Origin of the sequence: Solibacillus silvestris, from assembly GCF_051967575.1 — a bacterium.
GTDB lineage: Bacteria > Bacillota > Bacilli > Bacillales_A > Planococcaceae > Solibacillus > Solibacillus silvestris_B.
In genome coordinates this window covers 1-16,661 of the sequence record NZ_JBQCJW010000048.1, presented here as the reverse complement: position 1 = coordinate 16,661, position 16,661 = coordinate 1, and the positions used below count along the sequence as shown (strand labels likewise).

Below are 16,661 nucleotides of genomic sequence, written 5' to 3'. Positions count from 1 at the left end.
TGTGGAACAATCCGTTCGGGATGTTGCCCCAAGAAAAAACTTAGGCAGAATGTGTCCGAAAATTTGACGTAGATCCACGATGAGTAATCAATGTAAGGAGGATTAGTATGGAAGTTTGTTTGGATGATAAAAAACAAATGATTATGATGTTAAAAAGATTAGACCGTCACGTAACGCAGATTTTTGAAAAAAGAACAGAAGTCAGTTTGACGAGATATGAAATTTTAGGTTCTTTAGTAAAAAAAGGCAGTGTTACACAAAAGGTACTTCAACAATCATTAGCTATCGATCAATCGGCAATTACGCGTCATCTGAAGCTGCTTGAAGAACAGCAATATGTCGAACGCAAACGTAATGAAAAGAACAACCGTGAAGTGCTTGTAACGATTTCCGATAAAGGACGGGCACTACTGGAAGGCTGTACAATGTTTAAAGATCAATTTTTAAATGATCTTTACGAAGATTTTTCGGATATCGAATTACAGCAACTTAATCAATTTCTCACACGCTTAAATCATAATGTGGAAAAACTTTAAAATCTTTTGCAGTTAATACGGTTTACCTAATTCCAATAAGAAAGAAGAACGAATTCCTTCAGCAGGAAATCGTTCTTCTTTTTATTATATTAACTCCAGTTAATTATTCAGACTTCATTCCTTAATGCTACTGGATAGAAACATTGAAGCATCTTCATTCATAAAAATACGCTTTCCATGATAGAATGTCTTAACTTCGATTGATTTAAAGCCAGCTTCGGATAATTCCTTTTTGAGTTCTTCATGTGAAAAACCATTATGAACGGTTGGATGACTTATTTTATCGTTTTTGTCAAAATCCACAATAATAAGTTTGCCGCCATCATTTAATAGATTGAATAATTCCTGTAATATTTTTTTAGTATTTGGAATATGTAGCAGGACGAGTGACAGTAAAACGATATCTGCATCCAGTTCAGGCTTTTCTTGAGTAAAATCTGAATAAAGTACTCTTGCGTTCGTAATCCCCTTGGAGGATATTTTAGCTTCGGCAACAGCAAGCATTTGCTTTGATGAGTCTACCAGCAAGATGGAATTCACTAAATCTGATACTTCCAAACTAACCAGACCCGTACCGCTCCCATAGTCTAATAAAGATTTTGATTTACTATTTTGTAATTCCGGTCTTACGGCTTCAACAATAATTTTAGCTAATTCTATTCTTTCCACTGTATCATATCTTTTTGCCATTTCTTCAAAAACATTACTTTCCATTTTTTCACTCCCCTATCTACTACATATTTTATAGTTGTTATCAGGTTCCTACTAATAATATCTCCTTATCCCTTTAAACTGCCCAATTGGTTAAGTACATTTCTATTTTTTCACCAACCTTGTTCAATTATGAATTCTTTTAAATGAGAACGTTTATCATCTGTGATATACTATAAATTGTAAAGAGATTAATAATTATGTAAGGAGAATGGATCATGCAAATATACTGGACGAAAATAAACACAATTATCGAAGAAACATCAGAGGTTAAAACGTTTTTGCTCGACCTTCCTGAAGGCTTCACATGGGAAGAAGGTGCCCACACACATCTTGCATTAGAAGGTTTTAATGCAGGCGATCAACCAAATAAAAGCTTAGTTCGCCATATGTCAATTTCCACGTTACCAAATGAGCAGTCAATTGGGATTACAACTCGTATTCGAGAACAGTGTTCAGAATTTAAATCGATTTTAAGAAATCTTGAAATTGGCAATGAAGTGGCGCTATTTAAAATCCATTCCAATGTACCGCTGAAAAGAGAAGACAAAAGTATTTACTTATTGTCCTCAGGTGTAGGTCTGGCAACTTTCCGACCGCTTATCCTTACTTATCTGGAACGACCTGACAACATCAGTCACATTAATTCCCTTAATATTGATTCTACAAAAAACTACTTATTTACCGACGTTTTTAAATCTGCATCTGACAAAAACTTCACATCACAGTATGTCGATAATCGAAATGATTACTATGAAGAAGTGAAAAAACTTGCTTTAGATCAAGACGGGCTCTTTTATGTTGTCGGCAGTGATGAGTTTATTATGCAAAACATTGACGTGCTGCGTGAACATGGCATCAAACCAGAACAAATTATGCTGGACAAACGCGGACAACAAATACCCAAATTTTTTTCAGTTGAATCTTCTATTTAAGTAAATATATATTTATGAAACAGGGCTGTCCGAAACGTCATTCTTCGTTTTGGATAGCTCTGTTTTTGATGATTCACATTCCCCCATAATATAATACATCAGAGATATTTCATCTGAGCCTTCTAATTTTTTGAAAGGAGAGATGGACACAGCGAATGAAAAAGAGAAAGAATGGCATCAAAATGCGGAGGTAGTTGCCGTATTCTTAAGCAATTTAAACCCATACTTAACAAAGGAAGTTCTGCAGAAAATGCTATATAAACATTTTAAGCTAAACAAAAAATGGATCACTTCCCTACATAGAAAAGTGATCCATTTTGCTTTGTCCCATGCTCAAGTGAGATTGAGTTAACCAAAAATGCCTTAGCAATCCTTTTGATTCTGTTTTTGGTTTCGGCTGAAATCTGCTTCCTTGGCGAACTCTTCTCTGTTCGCACGCTCTCGATTAGCATTTTGATTTTGATTTTGCTGCTTTTTGTTATCCTGCGTTTTATTATTTTTATGTTTATTATTGCCCATTCCACACTCACCTCCACTATAAGTGTGAGTGAAAAATGATTTTTTATCCGCTTTGCCTTAACTAAAGCAGTTTTCGTTAAATGAGTATTCTCTTATAGGCAAGCTTACTTGAAAGTTAACGCGCTCGGCCAAAGCCATTGACACCGCATTTTTCAGCCATTGAACTCTTGCTTCTTGGCCGTCATCTTCATGCAGCCGCTCAATAGGACCAATCGAGAATATATCCCCAAAAATAATAACCTGTTCCCATTTGTGTACCTTCATTATCTTCAAGGCCATTTTTAATGATCCCGCACCAGAAAGCCCAAATACAATATGTACCATTCGGCAGCTTTGCTCGTGCGGCATTTCTGCCCGTTTTCTTTCTATATCGAAAACCGGTTCATATATTTCTTCTAGTTCACTAATAAACTTTTTCTCAAGGTAGTCCGTTCCCCTCGATATTTCCAATTTTAATAGAATATGAAATAGCAGTGACTTCGCTTCCCGTTCAGGCAACTTCCCGATCGCTTCTTTCAATTCTTTTATCTTCATTTCAAAGTCCACATGCATTCCCCCTACTTTTAATAAATAACTTATAAATTACATTTTAAAGGAAATTGGACTTCTAAAGGTGCTTCAATATAAGCTATTTATTCTTCGTCATCCTGCTAATATTTACATATATCCTTGCCCCTGTCACTTTAAAGGCACGACAAGTTCCAATCCTTCTATATATACCAGTCTACCATCCTTATTCGTCATCCTAGGCTTCAAGTTAAATGATGATGGCGGTGTATCCATCGGAGGTAATATTAGTATCATATGGTGTCCAAATTTACCGCGTTCAACGCCGGACTGGAGTTTCAGACCTTCATAAATTTCTCCGGTGTTGTCCGTTACAACATATTCAAACCATGGCCAAGTATCATTAAGATTCATCTCAGGAGGATAATCAACCGCTAATTCGATTCGGGTTGCCAATGGACTGAAAATCACCTTTTCTGCTGTTATTGCGTAAATTCCATCATTTGATTTAGATGTTGTTTTTGGCGAAAACTCCGCCGTTTGACCTGCCGCTTTTTGCAGCGGGAAAGTCACTTCTAATTTTGCATCTTGCCCAAACATATTTTCCTGTATTACGGTAACATCAATTTCATCCCCATATGCATCGTAATTGCCAAATATTAATTGGTGGTGTTCAATCATTGTATTTTCATCCAAATCATCCTGACCGCCTTGTCCCCCCGCTACTTCGTCAACAGGCTGTCCATTGATCAGTATCTTTCCAAACCCAATATCCTTCAAATCAGGAATATCCTTTTCACTTGTGTACATTACCGATACCATTAAGCGATTTCCATCGTATGCCGCTTCTTTTACAGTCATCGTTATACCATCTCGGCTATTCTGTCTATCAATAATTGTCGCTATATTATCACGTTCCAACTTTTCTGAAGCAATATCACGAAAATCCTTATAAATAGTGCCGATCAATGGAATATTGGATAGCGCGTTCGCCATACCTGTTGAAACAAATCCGGATCCTAATAGCGATAAACCTAGAACACACGCTGCCAACAATGAGCGCTTCGTCGTTCTTTTAACAGCTATTTTTTTCTTTCCGTGATTAATGGCTGCTTTTTCTCTTGCCAGCAACTTCTCCATCGGCACTTCTATTTGATTAAGCGATGTATTGATTTTTTCTTTATTCATAAAGATAGCCCTCCTTTAAAACCGTTTTCAATTCTTTCTTTGCACGATTCAAATGCGATTTTACCGTACCTTCTGGAAGATTCATGATAATTGCAATTTCCCTCATGGACAGATCATGATAATACTTTAATAAGATGATGGTTTTTACTTTTGGACTCAAATATTTGAATGCAGCTGATAAATCCATAGTGTGCATAATGTCATCTACATTTTCCGGTTCTATCAAAGTTAAAATCTCTTCGTCGTCTGTCGGAAAATGACGGGACTCTTTCCGAATAAAATCGATGGCTTTAAACACTAGGATTTTTGTAATCCAGCCCGCAAAACTTTCAGGTTTCTTTAGTTTTTTTATCGATATAAAGGCTGTATATACAGCTTCTTGGTAAATATCAAGAGCATCCTGTTCATTTCGGACATAAGCATATGCTGTCCGGTACAACTTTTCACGAACAAAACTAATCAATTGTTCAAATGCTTCCCCGTCCCCCTTTTTTGCTCTTTGCACTAGCTTTTTGATTTCCATATACGCGCTCCTTTCTGTTACACATTAAAGTCGCATGAGGAAGTGAATTAGTTGCATATAAAATTCATTATATTAAAATAAATATCTCTTATAACGGCATCAATCATTTCTTCATTACAATAAATGATTACTCGCATCCGAAAACCTTTTTCAAACATAAAAAAGCGATCCCCATATTAGGAGTTCGCTATTTGCCGCTAATTATATCAGTTCCAACTATGCCACGGCTTCACTGTGCGTGAGTGAGTGCTGTCGTTTGTGCAAAATAAAATTAGAGGTAATCTGTATCATTATATTTCAAATCAATCTCATAAAATCTATTTTCCTAGAATGATTTATATTTCTAAGCTCCTATTTTTCTGATTTTAATATTGGAGCAATGTATCATTAATTTTGTTTGCGAAAGTAGAAGAATTTCATGTTGCAGCTTCTTTTTACTCAACGGAATAATTTCATCGTATCCCCATTCATCGAGCCCTCTTCTGCCACCGAAAACAATCTCATTCGGTTTGTTGCTATAAACATTTCTGGTAATATCATAATCCATAAAGAACTTTCGGACATTTAACCATTGTATTTCATAAGTGCTCCCGCCTTCTTCATATTGCTCAATAATCATTTGAATTGTAGTAGGGTCTTTATAGGTCACGAAACCGGCTGCCTGCATAAATGCCTGGCTGTTTTAGCCACACACACCCGCCGGTTCATCGGCCTTTATTGAATCAGCGGTAGCCCATACGCGCTAATTACTGTTCTTCACAATATTCTTAATACCAATATATGTTGCGTAAAAATAGCCGCCATATACGATTGCAAGGAATAAAACACTAACTGCTATACTTTGGTAATCAAAATTGAAGATTTCCCTGACGGCGCTTATTCCAATGATGGAATGGAGAATCGCCAGACTTAACGGTACCATAAAATAGATTAAAGTTTGACTCAATATTGCTTTGTTAATTAAGTTTTCCGTGACACCGATTTTCTTTAGAGACTTATATCGTTCCAGGCTATCACTTGCATCTGATAACTGCTGCAGTGCTAAAACGGCTGCGCTCGTGATGATAAATATCAGACCTAAAAACAGACCGATAAATACAACTAATGCGATTGCCCCATTCTCTCTATCTTGGACTTGCACCAATGTACGCCCGATCACCAAAGCAGGAAAGACATCTCGATACTGATCTGCTTCAAGCTTATTAAATACGTCAGCGAATTTCTTTTCCGATTTCTCGAAATATTTTTCATCGTACACTACATTAAAGCCGGTATGTTCCAGCTGCATACTTTCACTGAAGCTATCAGGGATAATAAGATAAAATAACTGCTCGTAAATGGCAACATTCACTGCTGCTTCTAAAGGAGATTCATTTTTAATCGTATAGGCGCTATCCCCTATATAGACGATTCTTTCCCTCCCCGTTTCGTTGGAAAAATTACGCTCTTCCCCTCTAGGATTCGTTACGACCAGTACTTCATTTTCCTTTAATTCAACAGCTTTTTGCCCCTGAATTTCCATCATTGCCTTATAATCCGAGAATTTAATGGCAAATATCGAATCATTATAATACAAACTTCCCTCTAAATTGCTTCGTTCCTGCTCCGTTAAATAAGAAGCCAGCAAATCTTCAGGCGTAACATCCAGTTTATATTCACGATAAAAGGCATGTTTTTCATAAGGCTCAAATGTAAAGTCTATTCTATTCAGAAATTCTTCCATCTCATTATCCTGCGGGTCTTCCCTTTTGACATCGACAAAGACCGAGGCGGAAGCATCAAATGTCTTAGTGCCTTTCTGAATACTTCCTTTTAAATCAAATGCCGTAAATAACAGTGAAATCGTTAAAAATAGCATAAGACAGATAACCGTCATCGATAGAAAGTTTGTATTGACCTTGTTATTGATCTGTCTTAGCACAAATATATTTATATCCTTCAAATAGATCTTTTTGTTCTTCTGCACAAGCTGGATAAAGAAACTGGAAAGACTGAAAAAGAAAAACAGTGTGCCGATCACCCCCAGCATGACCGTGACGATCAGTTCACCCGCTTCAGCATTTATGCCGCTCTTTAGAATCCGCGTATAGGCAGTTGCCAATAACCCGACAGCCAGCAGAAAGAGAAGCAGCGATACGAATGAATTCTTTACCTTTACTACTTCATTTTTCTTTGCCGCATTCAGCATATCAATCAATTTGTATTTTGAAATCGTCATCTGATTGAAAATCATCACAATTAGATAGATGATGCCAAAGTACAGCACGGTTTTCATCATTGCGCCAAATGAAATAATAAATTTAAATCTGTTCAGATCAAAGCCCAGGATGTTGGCCGTAATGACAGACATTCCTTGGGAAACGATTATTCCGAGGCCAAGCCCGACCACAAGCGACAGGACACCGATAAAAAGCGTTTCAAAAAGCAGTATTTTGGAGATGGTACCTTTTGGCATGCCTAATGTCATGTAGATACCTAATTCCTTTTTGCGCTTTTTTATTAAAAAATTATTGGCATAAATGATGAGCGCCCCAAGAACGACCGATACAAACACCGATGTTCCGGCCATCAGCTTATTCAGTGTTAAAATGACATTGGGGTCTTTATTCATTTCCAAAATTGTATTTTGCGCTTCAATTGAATTGAAGCTGTAAAATATACAGACACCCAGTGTTAGCGTAAGAAAATAGATGGAATAATCCTTAAAGCTTCGTTTGACATTGTTGACTGCTATTTTAAAGAACATGGCCAGCATCGCCTCCAAGTAACGTCACCACTTCAATGATTTTATTGAAGAATTCTTTTCTCGTATCATTTCCGCGGATAAGCTCCGTAAAAATACGACCGTCTTTTATAAATAAAATTCTGTTGGCGTAACTTGCCGTAAAGGAATCATGGGTCACCATGAGAATCGTTGAATGGAACTCTTTATTCAGCTTTTCAAATGAATCCAGCAGTAATCGTGCGGACTTTGAATCCAGCGCACCGGTCGGCTCATCCGCCAAAATAAGAGAGGGCTCCGTAACCAGCGCTCTGGCGCAGGCTACCCGCTGCTTTTGCCCTCCCGACAATTGAAACGGATACTTGTTGAGCAGCTCGGGGATGTCGAGCTTCTGCGCCACTTCTTTAATGAGCCGATCGATTTCCTTTATACCCCTCTTTTGGATCGTCAAAGCTAAAGCAATATTTTCGTAAGCCGTCAGTGTATCAAGAAGGTTAAAATCCTGAAAAATAAAGCCCAGCTCATCCCGTCTGAATGCTTCGAGCTCCTTTACCTTAAGTGCCGTAATATCTTTGTTGTTGATAATAATACTGCCTGTAGTGACATGATCGATTGTCGAAATACAATTCAAGATTGTCGTCTTGCCGCTGCCTGAAGGACCCATGATCCCTAAAAATTCCCCCTCATTGACCTTAAAGCTTATATTATCGATGGCTTTTGTAATATTGCCCTTGTTTCCATAATATTTTTCAATCTTATCGACATGTAATATTGTCTGCATTCTTTTTCCGCCTCTCCCCTCTATTTTTTCACTTCAAACCGTGCACTTGTTGCCATACTTTTTGAGCCGTCTGCATAGATCGTAACAGCGTAATGCCCTTCTTCAAAATCTTCAGGAGCAGATAGCTTCGAAGTGAAATAGCCGTCTTTGCTGATCTTCACTTCTTCTTCCACATAGATTCTGTTCTTTCTGTCGATTTCCCCCTTATACCATATAATCTGCGCTTTTTTAATCCAGAACTGATTCCCCTTTGCAGAAAAATAAACCGTATCTTCCGGTGCAAACATCGTCTTTCCTACTGGCATCCCGCTGCCGCTAATAGCCTTTGACACAACACCATTTTCGATATTCCTTTCATTCACATATCCATAAGTACTGTAACTGCCCACTGCCAAAAGAGCGATTCCTGCTAAAAGGATGACTATTTTTTTCAATCCAGTTCCTCCCCATCCATCATTTATCCTCATTTTATCAGTAGGAAAGATGGCGACATATTGGTTTCGGTTTTATTAACGTTGCATTTTTGCAAGAATACACATAAAAATAACGGATTTACAGCTAGTACAGATACGAGCCATAAATCCGTTTGTATATAAGGTTCACATTGCCGAAGCGGGATATACTGACCTTTCTTCCTGTTGCGCCAGCTTCTGTTATTTCACGTAAAATTCGGTGCTTGTTTCCCGGATGTCTGCCCCATCCACATAAATCGTGACACTGTAATGACCTTCCTCAAGACCTTCCGGAACGGACAGCTCAGCAGAGAAATAGCCTGCTTTGTTCAACTTCACTTTTTCCTCCACATAAATTCTGTTTACTGTGGCAATTTCACCTTTGTACCAGACGACCTGTGCTTTCTTAATCCAGAATCTGTTCTGCTTAGCAGAAAAATAAACGGTATCTTCCGGTGAAAACGTAGCCGTTACATCGACAGGCTTTCCTTTTTCATCGATGTTTTTTGACACAACACCATCTACTATTTTTGGCTCCGTAACATATTCATAGCCGAAGAAAGCGCCCACCAGCAAAACAGCGATGCCCAGTATGAGGACCACTGCTTTTTTCATTTCCAACTGCTTCATTCTAATTCCTCCCCATCGATCATTTGTCTTCATTTTATCAGCGGGGGGGAGGATGACATATTGGTTTAGATTTTATTAACGTTACATTTTTGCAAGATTAAAAATAACGGATTTACAGCGCGTATAGCCACGCGCCATAAATCCGCCGTGCTCAGCTATTACTGCATGAAGCTGACACTGCCTAAGGGGAATGTAAGACTAACCTTTGTTCCTTCTCCAGCTTTAGAAGTTAACGTAAGCCCGAGTCCGAGCTGTTCCGCGAGTTTTTTGCACAGGTACAGCCCGATGCCGGTGGACCCGCCAAACTTCCGTCCGTTTTCTCCGGTAAATCCTTTTTCAAACACACGGTCTATATCCTTCTTTGTAATGCCGATGCCGTTATCCTCGATCGTAAGGACGATATTGTTTTCGTTTCTGGCCGTATGGATGGTTACCTTCCCATGATGTTCCGGTGTATATTTAATCGCATTTCCAATCAGCTGATTCACGATAAATTCCAGCCATTTCGCATCACTGTACGCCATTCCGGCTACCGCTTCCATATCGACGATAATCCCTTTGCTGATAAAGTCTCTCGAATTTCTTTTAATAACCGTTCTGACAAGGTCAGCTAAAGGAATCTCTTTTATAAGGTAATCCTTGCCGACATGATTGCTTCTTGAATAATAAAGCACCTGTTCAATATATTCTTCGATTTTTTTTATTTCATCTTGGATATTTCGAGTAACGGCATTGGGATTATTTGCGATTATTAACCTTGATGATGCAATCGGTGTCTTGATCTCATGAACCCAGGCTTCGATGTATTCCCTATACTCGTTTTCCCTCTCTTTATAGCTCTTTACATGCTCATGCATGTCCTTATCTACCTGGCGCAGTACATCATATAATAGCTTGCCTTCTACAGTTTCCGGCTCCTTCATAACTTCGGATAACAGATACTTTTGATCCAAACTATCCAATATACTGCTTAACTCGTTATAGAACATTTTCTGTCTGAAAAATTCTATCATCATATAAGTAAGAACAGGAAAAAACCAAATACAGAAAATCGGCAGAATTACGCTGCTGCCCATATTAGTCAGCAGCAAAATACCGCAGAGGACGATGAATAATATAAAATTGGCGAGAAGGAATAACGATCTGTCCTTTACATACTCTTTTACAGTCATGGCAGGATATACCCTAGCCCGCGCCTTGTTTCAATATTTTCCGCCATTCCCATTCCCTCGAGCTTCTTTCTTAGTCTTGCAACATTGACAGACAGGTTATTGTCATCGACAAATATGTCCGAGCTCCACATAAAGTCCATCAGCTCATCCCTAGAAACGATTTTCCCCTGGTTTCTAATGAGGCACGACAGAATTTTAAGCTCATTTTTCGTCAACTCCTCTGTTCTGCCTTTATAGCTTGCCGAGCCATTCGATAAGTTCAGGATCAGCTCATTGTAGGCTATGGTATCCCGGTTGTTCGCTCCCTGCACCCTGCGCAGTATAGACTCGATTCTCGCCAGCAGAATTTGCGTATTGAACGGTTTCGTAATAAAATCATCCGCCCCGATATGCATGCTCATCAGCTCATCCATCTCATTGTCCCTGCTCGTCACCACAATAATCGGCACGTCGGATTGCTTTCTGACCTCTCTGCATATATAGTAGCCGTCAAACACAGGCAGGTTGATATCCAGAAGTATGAGATTCGGTTCTTCCTTCAGTGTTTCTTCAATGATATTTTCAAAGTTGGCCGGAGCTGCCACCTCATACCCGTATTTCGTTAAAAAGGTTTTCAGCTCCTCCCTTATCGTTTCCGTGTCCTCTACAATAACTATTTTCGCCATTGAATCACTCCCTCTCCACATCTGTAAATCCCTCACTATTTGACTAGATCAATAGCGGTTAACTGCCGGAACGATAGCCTTTATGTCTCCTTGGCAATTTAATAGCCGCCATGTCTCACTTTTACGGTAAATTACCCAAATGAGCGCCTCCTTCTAGTAATAGAGCATGCGCAAACCATCTTTTATTGAATCGCTGTGAAAATTTCTATAGGCACTGCCTGAATATACAGTTTATCATTAATCCCGCAATTTTATTAAATCGTCCGTCCTTGCTTAACAAAAAAGCAGGCGGGCCCACTTTGGTGGTTCCGTCTGCTTCCGTTGTCGTGCTCCGTAAAATGGGTCTGTCCTATTTTGAGCTCCAGCCGCCGTCGATAATTAATTCTTCGCCTGTCACAAATTTGGATTCGTCCGACGCCAAATATAAATAGCCGTTTGCAATATCCAATGCTTCACCAGCGAACGGCGGCAGAGGAATGATTCCCTCAAACGCTTTTCCTAATACAGCCCGGTCTGTTACCCCATGGCGCTCGGCCGCCCCTGTTAAGATTGCTCCCGGATATACAGAGTTTACCCGGATATTGTCTTTCGCGAAGTTCACCGCTGCGTGCTTGGATAATGCACGAACGCCGCCCTTTGCTGCTGCATAGGCTGCCGCCCCGTTATCCGCTGAACCAATAACCGCTGCTAAGGAGACACAGTTTACAATCGAACCGCCGCCGTTTTCCTGCATAGCCGGAATAACCGACTGCAGCCCTAAAAATACGGAAGTCAAATTCAGATTTACCGTGCGATTCCAGCCTTCCAGCGTTTCTTCCAAGAGTGTTTTATGGAACGACACACCCGCATTGTTGATTAAAATATCTACTTTTCCAAACGCGGATTTTGCATCTGCTACGACCTTATTCCATTGCTCTTCCGATGTCACATCCAACGTCAGGCATAGCACATTCTCCATGCCCGCAGTCACAGTCTGCAGCTGCTCGAAAGCAATGTCCGTTGCGACTACTTTTGCCCCCTCCTGCGTGAATAACTTAACCGCTGCCAAACCCATACTTGATGCCGCTCCTGTGATGATAGCTACTTTATTATGTAAACGACCCATTACGATCAGACGCTAAAAAAGATATTGAAAGAAACGGAAGAAGCATTTATCAACATACTCAAACAGCATTATTTAGCGGAGCTCATTGATGACTGACCTTGTACTATACTAAAACGGATTTCAGTGCCGGATTTTCGCGTTGAGCCGAGAGGGGACACAGCCTATTCCCGGCATACTGAAGCCGCTTATTTTGAAAGTTGTTCTGGTGCTGGGCCCACCATCTTCCCATAAATAGAGCGGATACCCAGATAAGCCAGTTGTTGAGTACAGCACTGCCTTATCACGTGTAAAATTTTTTGGCCTGTTTTCTGGTCCGGATCAAGCCATTTGTCTAAATCGAGATAGTGCTTAATTCTAAATAAGCGCCATTTGCAGAAATTCCCCCTAAATGGCGCTTATTTTAAAATATGTTGTATATTGATTTTGCCTATTCGTTAAATTGACAATTTCCATTCAGACAAAGATGGATGCAAAGCTCTTTTTAGCGCAAGCTCAAATGTCTCATTCGCTTCTCTGCTAATCGTTGTATTTGGGACCGTCCCTTTAAATCCGTGAAACCCTCCTGGATAAAGATGAAACTCCACCGGTACGCCATGCTGTCTTAGCTTTTGCACATACGTAATCGTTTCATCACGGAACGGGTCCAAATCGTCTATAAATGTGAAAGTAGGCGGTAAATCGGAATTGCCTACAGCACGGACCGGCGCTGCATAAATGGGCACCTCTTCGTTTTCATTTAAAGTACTTAAATACATATCCCAGGAGCTTCGCTTGCTAATACTATTCCAGAAACCACGGCCATCTGTAATTTCTTTATTCGATGGAGATTCAACCCGGTCATCGATCATCGGATATAATGAAAATTGGGCAGCAATTTTCGGTCCTTGCACAGTTTCCTCTGTAATAAAACTGACCGGCATAACTGAAAAGAAATCGCAAAAGCGGGATATGTGGACATTTTCAGCGGACTTTACGGCGGTTATAAAATTGCCTGCGCCCCCCGGCAGGTGACGGAGAAAGATATTTATTTAACGGTAGGCAAAGAATCCATAACACCCCCGACTACTGAAGCAACAGGTACGGAAACTTTTATTTCGTTAATCATACTTAAAGCAGAAACTGAATTCCAAAATATACTGGAACAATATACATTGGAGCATATTATTCAGCATAGGAAGATATGAAGTATTATTGCCATCAGCTAATATGGGGCAAACATGCTGAAAAACTGGATTTGAATCGAATAAATGAAAAAGCTGTGTCAGGATCTGCTTTAAAAGCGGATCCTGACACAGCTATTTTACAATTAAACCAACTCCAGCCAAGCCACCGCTTCACAATGTGGTGAGTGCTGAACGTGGACAAATTAAATATTGAAGTTGTAGTGGAATCACCTTACCACATAACACTAAATTTACTACCTTAAATAAGGAAAAACATTTGAATTATATATTTCAGCAATTACCTCATCCAAAGTCATATTTTTATTTGGTTTCATCATATTCATCGGCATAGAAAATGTGAATTGGTTACCTTCAGAAATTTCTAATGAAATATACCCATTAGAACTGTTATCATTACTAATGCTTAAATGATTCCCTAAATAATATTGAATCACCTTCGCCGAAGAACCCCCAAAAGAATCTAACCATAATTTAATTTTATGAACTTGTTTACCGTGTATATAAAATTCATAAACCACTTTAAATTCATTGACTTTATTTTCTTCAAATTCAAAGCCCGGATTTTCTTTAGTAATATTATTAAAAATCCCACTTAATTGTTTATTTAGTTCCTGAAATGACTGGTTCATATATCTATTTTTATCTAAATCGCTTACCTTGTTAAGACTAGGTATTTTTATAGTTGATACATTACCGGCACTTTGTATCACAGGAACCTTTGGTTGCCTGATTCTTTTCTCTCCAATTTCTCCAATATCATATTGGGGAGTCCTCTGTAATCGATGTATTAAAGCATCTAATGAAGATTCAAATTCGTCGTTTGAAAAATCAATATAATGATAGCCTTTTAAATAAAATGGAGCCTTTTTCGAATTAATATTAGGCTGTTTTGTAACCATTATTACCTTATCTCTATTTTCATTAATCACTGATAAGAGTAATTCAGTTTCAAACCCCACTCCACCAGCAAATTCGTCAGATTTTTTCACGTAGTTTTCTGTAACAACTACAATAATAAAATCATCATTCTTAATATGTTCTACCATCATACGATTTAAGTTAATTGTATTTTGTGATGTAATATACTGATCGTATGTAGCATTGTAGCCTTCATTTCTTAAACGTCTTACTAAATAAGCAACCCATTCTTGATGTTCTTGGGAATCCCAACTATAACTAACAAAAACACTTTCTCGCTCATTTTGCATCCTAGATCCCTCCAATATGGCACGTTAATGATATAATATCAATGTCTTCAAAGCGTTCTAAGTAAATGAATTCTAATGGGCTTGATGAGTCATTGAATATTACATTTTTCAATTCTGGTCTTAGAAAATCATTATTTGTTTGAATGTTCATTTCTTTAACAGTATAGAGCAGCATTTCAAATAGGATAGCTAATTCTTCTAAATTTTCAAATTGTCCTATTGAGCGGCTTGTAAAATACTTTTCAAAAAATAATGTCCATGCTTGAGTAAATAATTGAATCTGTGGCTCATAGTAGGTTGTTAGTTCGTAGTCGTATGGCCCTAAATAATTTTTTTGAACTAACGATCCATCTTTTAAATCCACAAAGTCTGTTTTTATTAAATTATTTTTATAATAAATCATCCATTTCAATTCGCTACTGTTGTCCTCAGTCAATTTTTTTATAAAACCTCTATATTGTAACTTTTTTAATAAATAGTCCATTACTTGTGCTTCGCAAAGAGATACAATCACACCTTCACCTCATTTAAACATTTAAGTTGCTATAAGTTTTATCATCTAAAAATTTGCTATACACTAAAAAAATAATCGTAATTTTCATGATATTTAACCGAAGAATTACCAATTATAATAGGTGATTGGATAAATTAAAGAGATATGAATTCCACACTTATGTAATTGTCTTTTCTGCTATTAACGATTCTATAACCTGCTGTTTTACTTATAAGGTTGCATGATGAATTCCGCGAATGTTTCGACAGCCACTTGATGGTCGAGGCTGTCAAATTTACGGACAAGCTTTTTACAGATGAATCACCGTAATTCTTTCTATTCCTTAAACAAGACTATTACTTGAAAACCTGTTTAAAGACTCGACATTTTGCTTCGTTTAAACACTTATTGTTACGGAACTTGTTACTATCTCCGTAGTGGACATCCTATATTAATTTCTCAAATTATATATTTTTTGAATATACCCAATATAGAATACTATCTGTTAACCTTAAACAGAATAATGCATCTTCAATTGTAGGAATTTCAATAATATTTTCATTTCTATGAGTACCATAATCTGACATCATTGAATATATCATATAAATTGTTTTAGTCTTCGTTAGCTTTCCATTTCTATTTTCATTGAAAAAAACAGCTAAATCTTCTTTATTTAAATCTACGTTAAGAGCGTTTCCCAAATCCGCTAACGTATTTCTTTCATTGTCTCCACTTGTATTAAAAGCCCCTCGCATCCACTTAGCAAAATCTTCAGTACCTTTATACTTAGAAAATAAACTTACGATACACGTTCTACATGATTCAATGCACGCTCCCGAATGGCCCTGTGTATATGCATCAATTGCCGATTTATAAGAATCATACACCTCTAAATGATAAATTTTCAACCAAGATTCAACAGAAAACAAATCATTAACTCTAGATAAATTACTTTCTAAACATACATCAACTTTTACTTGCTCAAATTCAATTTTTAAATTTAATCCTAAAATTTCATATAAATTTTCTAGTTCTTCAAAATCTTTATAACCATCTTCTAAAATATGATAAACATTAAACGATTTGGTGATTTCTTTCAATAAATTAAGTATATCATCATGTCTATTATCATTATATAAATCACTAAAAATGCTATCCAATCCTAAAAAGACATCATATTCTTCATTAGGATTTTCATGTTTTCTTGTATGACCTTGTTTATAAACATATGGAACTAAGTAGTCATTGTATTTTTCGGTGTTTGTCAATATAGTTGTCGCATCAAGCTACTTAACTTTTCTATCAAAATCAAAATCTGTTCTATTAAAAT

20 protein-coding genes are annotated in these 16,661 nt (G+C 37.8%); 3 read left to right on the top strand and 17 right to left on the bottom strand.

Going from position 1 to position 16,661, the window contains the following annotated elements; all coding sequences use genetic code 11:
* Window positions 1–107: 107 nt before the first annotated feature.
* Window positions 108–536, top strand: a complete 429-nt coding sequence (locus tag ACTHOQ_RS17900; protein WP_440497498.1) for a MarR family winged helix-turn-helix transcriptional regulator — start codon at window positions 108–110, stop codon at window positions 534–536.
* Between the two features lie 114 nt (window positions 537–650).
* Here ACTHOQ_RS17900 and ACTHOQ_RS17895 read toward each other — a convergent pair whose 3' ends face one another.
* Complete coding sequence (locus tag ACTHOQ_RS17895) at window positions 651–1,250, bottom strand: class I SAM-dependent methyltransferase (protein ID WP_440497496.1); 600 nt, start codon at window positions 1,248–1,250, stop codon at window positions 651–653.
* Window positions 1,251–1,465: 215 nt separating this feature from the next.
* On the opposite strand from ACTHOQ_RS17895, the gene ACTHOQ_RS17890 reads away from it, so the two are divergent.
* The gene (locus ACTHOQ_RS17890; RefSeq protein WP_440497495.1) at window positions 1,466–2,182 is read left to right on the top strand and encodes a dihydropteridine reductase; all 717 of its coding nucleotides are present in this window, start codon (window positions 1,466–1,468) and stop codon (window positions 2,180–2,182) included.
* Between the two features lie 363 nt (window positions 2,183–2,545).
* On the opposite strand, the gene ACTHOQ_RS17885 is transcribed toward ACTHOQ_RS17890, so the two are convergent.
* The 13 genes from ACTHOQ_RS17885 to ACTHOQ_RS17825 form a co-directional block, all read right to left on the bottom strand.
* Window positions 2,546–2,701: a hypothetical protein gene (locus ACTHOQ_RS17885; RefSeq protein ID WP_440497494.1), complete on the bottom strand. Its 156-nt coding sequence runs from the start codon at window positions 2,699–2,701 to the stop codon at window positions 2,546–2,548.
* A gap of 57 nt (window positions 2,702–2,758) precedes the next feature.
* Window positions 2,759–3,247, bottom strand: coding sequence for a DUF1835 domain-containing protein (locus ACTHOQ_RS17880; RefSeq protein WP_440497493.1), 489 nt, complete (start codon window positions 3,245–3,247; stop codon window positions 2,759–2,761).
* Between the two features lie 132 nt (window positions 3,248–3,379).
* A complete protein-coding gene (locus tag ACTHOQ_RS17875) occupies window positions 3,380–4,396 on the bottom strand; it encodes a DUF4179 domain-containing protein (protein ID WP_440497492.1) in 1,017 nt (338 codons plus the stop codon).
* Window positions 4,389–4,919 carry a sigma-70 family RNA polymerase sigma factor gene (locus ACTHOQ_RS17870; RefSeq protein WP_440497491.1) on the bottom strand — a complete coding sequence of 177 codons (531 nt, stop codon included), beginning with the start codon at window positions 4,917–4,919 and terminating at the stop codon, window positions 4,389–4,391. Before ACTHOQ_RS17870 ends, ACTHOQ_RS17875 begins: the two co-directional genes overlap by 8 nt.
* A gap of 343 nt (window positions 4,920–5,262) precedes the next feature.
* Entirely contained in the window at window positions 5,263–5,568 is a 306-nt protein-coding gene (locus ACTHOQ_RS17865) for a hypothetical protein (RefSeq protein WP_440497490.1), read from the bottom strand.
* 93 nt (window positions 5,569–5,661) lie between these two features.
* On the bottom strand, window positions 5,662–7,665 hold the full coding sequence (locus ACTHOQ_RS17860; protein WP_440497489.1) for an ABC transporter permease: 2,004 nt from the start codon (window positions 7,663–7,665) through the stop codon (window positions 5,662–5,664).
* The gene (locus tag ACTHOQ_RS17855; protein ID WP_440497488.1) at window positions 7,655–8,422 is read right to left on the bottom strand and encodes an ABC transporter ATP-binding protein; all 768 of its coding nucleotides are present in this window, start codon (window positions 8,420–8,422) and stop codon (window positions 7,655–7,657) included. The genes ACTHOQ_RS17860 and ACTHOQ_RS17855 overlap by 11 nt, the downstream gene beginning before the upstream one ends.
* Window positions 8,423–8,442: 20 nt before the next feature.
* Window positions 8,443–8,856, bottom strand: coding sequence for a hypothetical protein (locus ACTHOQ_RS17850; protein ID WP_440497487.1), 414 nt, complete (start codon window positions 8,854–8,856; stop codon window positions 8,443–8,445).
* A 219-nt stretch (window positions 8,857–9,075) separates the two neighbouring features.
* Complete coding sequence (locus ACTHOQ_RS17845; RefSeq protein ID WP_440497486.1) at window positions 9,076–9,504, bottom strand: hypothetical protein; 429 nt, start codon at window positions 9,502–9,504, stop codon at window positions 9,076–9,078.
* 158 nt (window positions 9,505–9,662) lie between these two features.
* Window positions 9,663–10,676, bottom strand: coding sequence for a sensor histidine kinase (locus ACTHOQ_RS17840; RefSeq protein ID WP_440497485.1), 1,014 nt, complete (start codon window positions 10,674–10,676; stop codon window positions 9,663–9,665).
* Window positions 10,673–11,341: a response regulator transcription factor gene (locus tag ACTHOQ_RS17835; protein WP_440497484.1), complete on the bottom strand. Its 669-nt coding sequence runs from the start codon at window positions 11,339–11,341 to the stop codon at window positions 10,673–10,675. Before ACTHOQ_RS17835 ends, ACTHOQ_RS17840 begins: the two co-directional genes overlap by 4 nt.
* 349 nt (window positions 11,342–11,690) lie before the next feature.
* Window positions 11,691–12,446 carry an SDR family oxidoreductase gene (locus ACTHOQ_RS17830; protein WP_440497483.1) on the bottom strand — a complete coding sequence of 252 codons (756 nt, stop codon included), beginning with the start codon at window positions 12,444–12,446 and terminating at the stop codon, window positions 11,691–11,693.
* Between the two features lie 434 nt (window positions 12,447–12,880).
* Window positions 12,881–13,336 (bottom strand): alpha/beta hydrolase fold domain-containing protein, encoded by a 456-nt coding sequence (locus ACTHOQ_RS17825; RefSeq protein ID WP_440497482.1) that lies wholly within the window; start codon window positions 13,334–13,336, stop codon window positions 12,881–12,883.
* Window positions 13,337–13,378: 42 nt separating this feature from the next.
* On the opposite strand from ACTHOQ_RS17825, the gene ACTHOQ_RS17820 reads away from it, so the two are divergent.
* On the top strand, window positions 13,379–13,630 hold the full coding sequence (locus ACTHOQ_RS17820) for an Rrf2 family transcriptional regulator (RefSeq protein WP_440497499.1): 252 nt from the start codon (window positions 13,379–13,381) through the stop codon (window positions 13,628–13,630).
* A 233-nt stretch (window positions 13,631–13,863) separates the two neighbouring features.
* Here ACTHOQ_RS17820 and ACTHOQ_RS17815 read toward each other — a convergent pair whose 3' ends face one another.
* From ACTHOQ_RS17815 to ACTHOQ_RS17805, 3 genes are all read right to left on the bottom strand, one after another.
* Entirely contained in the window at window positions 13,864–14,838 is a 975-nt protein-coding gene (locus ACTHOQ_RS17815; RefSeq protein ID WP_440497481.1) for a toll/interleukin-1 receptor domain-containing protein, read from the bottom strand.
* A 1-nt stretch (window position 14,839) separates the two neighbouring features.
* Window positions 14,840–15,352, bottom strand: a complete 513-nt coding sequence (locus ACTHOQ_RS17810) for a hypothetical protein (protein ID WP_440497480.1) — start codon at window positions 15,350–15,352, stop codon at window positions 14,840–14,842.
* 443 nt (window positions 15,353–15,795) lie between these two features.
* Complete coding sequence (locus tag ACTHOQ_RS17805; protein WP_440497479.1) at window positions 15,796–16,599, bottom strand: hypothetical protein; 804 nt, start codon at window positions 16,597–16,599, stop codon at window positions 15,796–15,798.
* Between the last annotated feature and the right edge of the window lie 62 nt (window positions 16,600–16,661).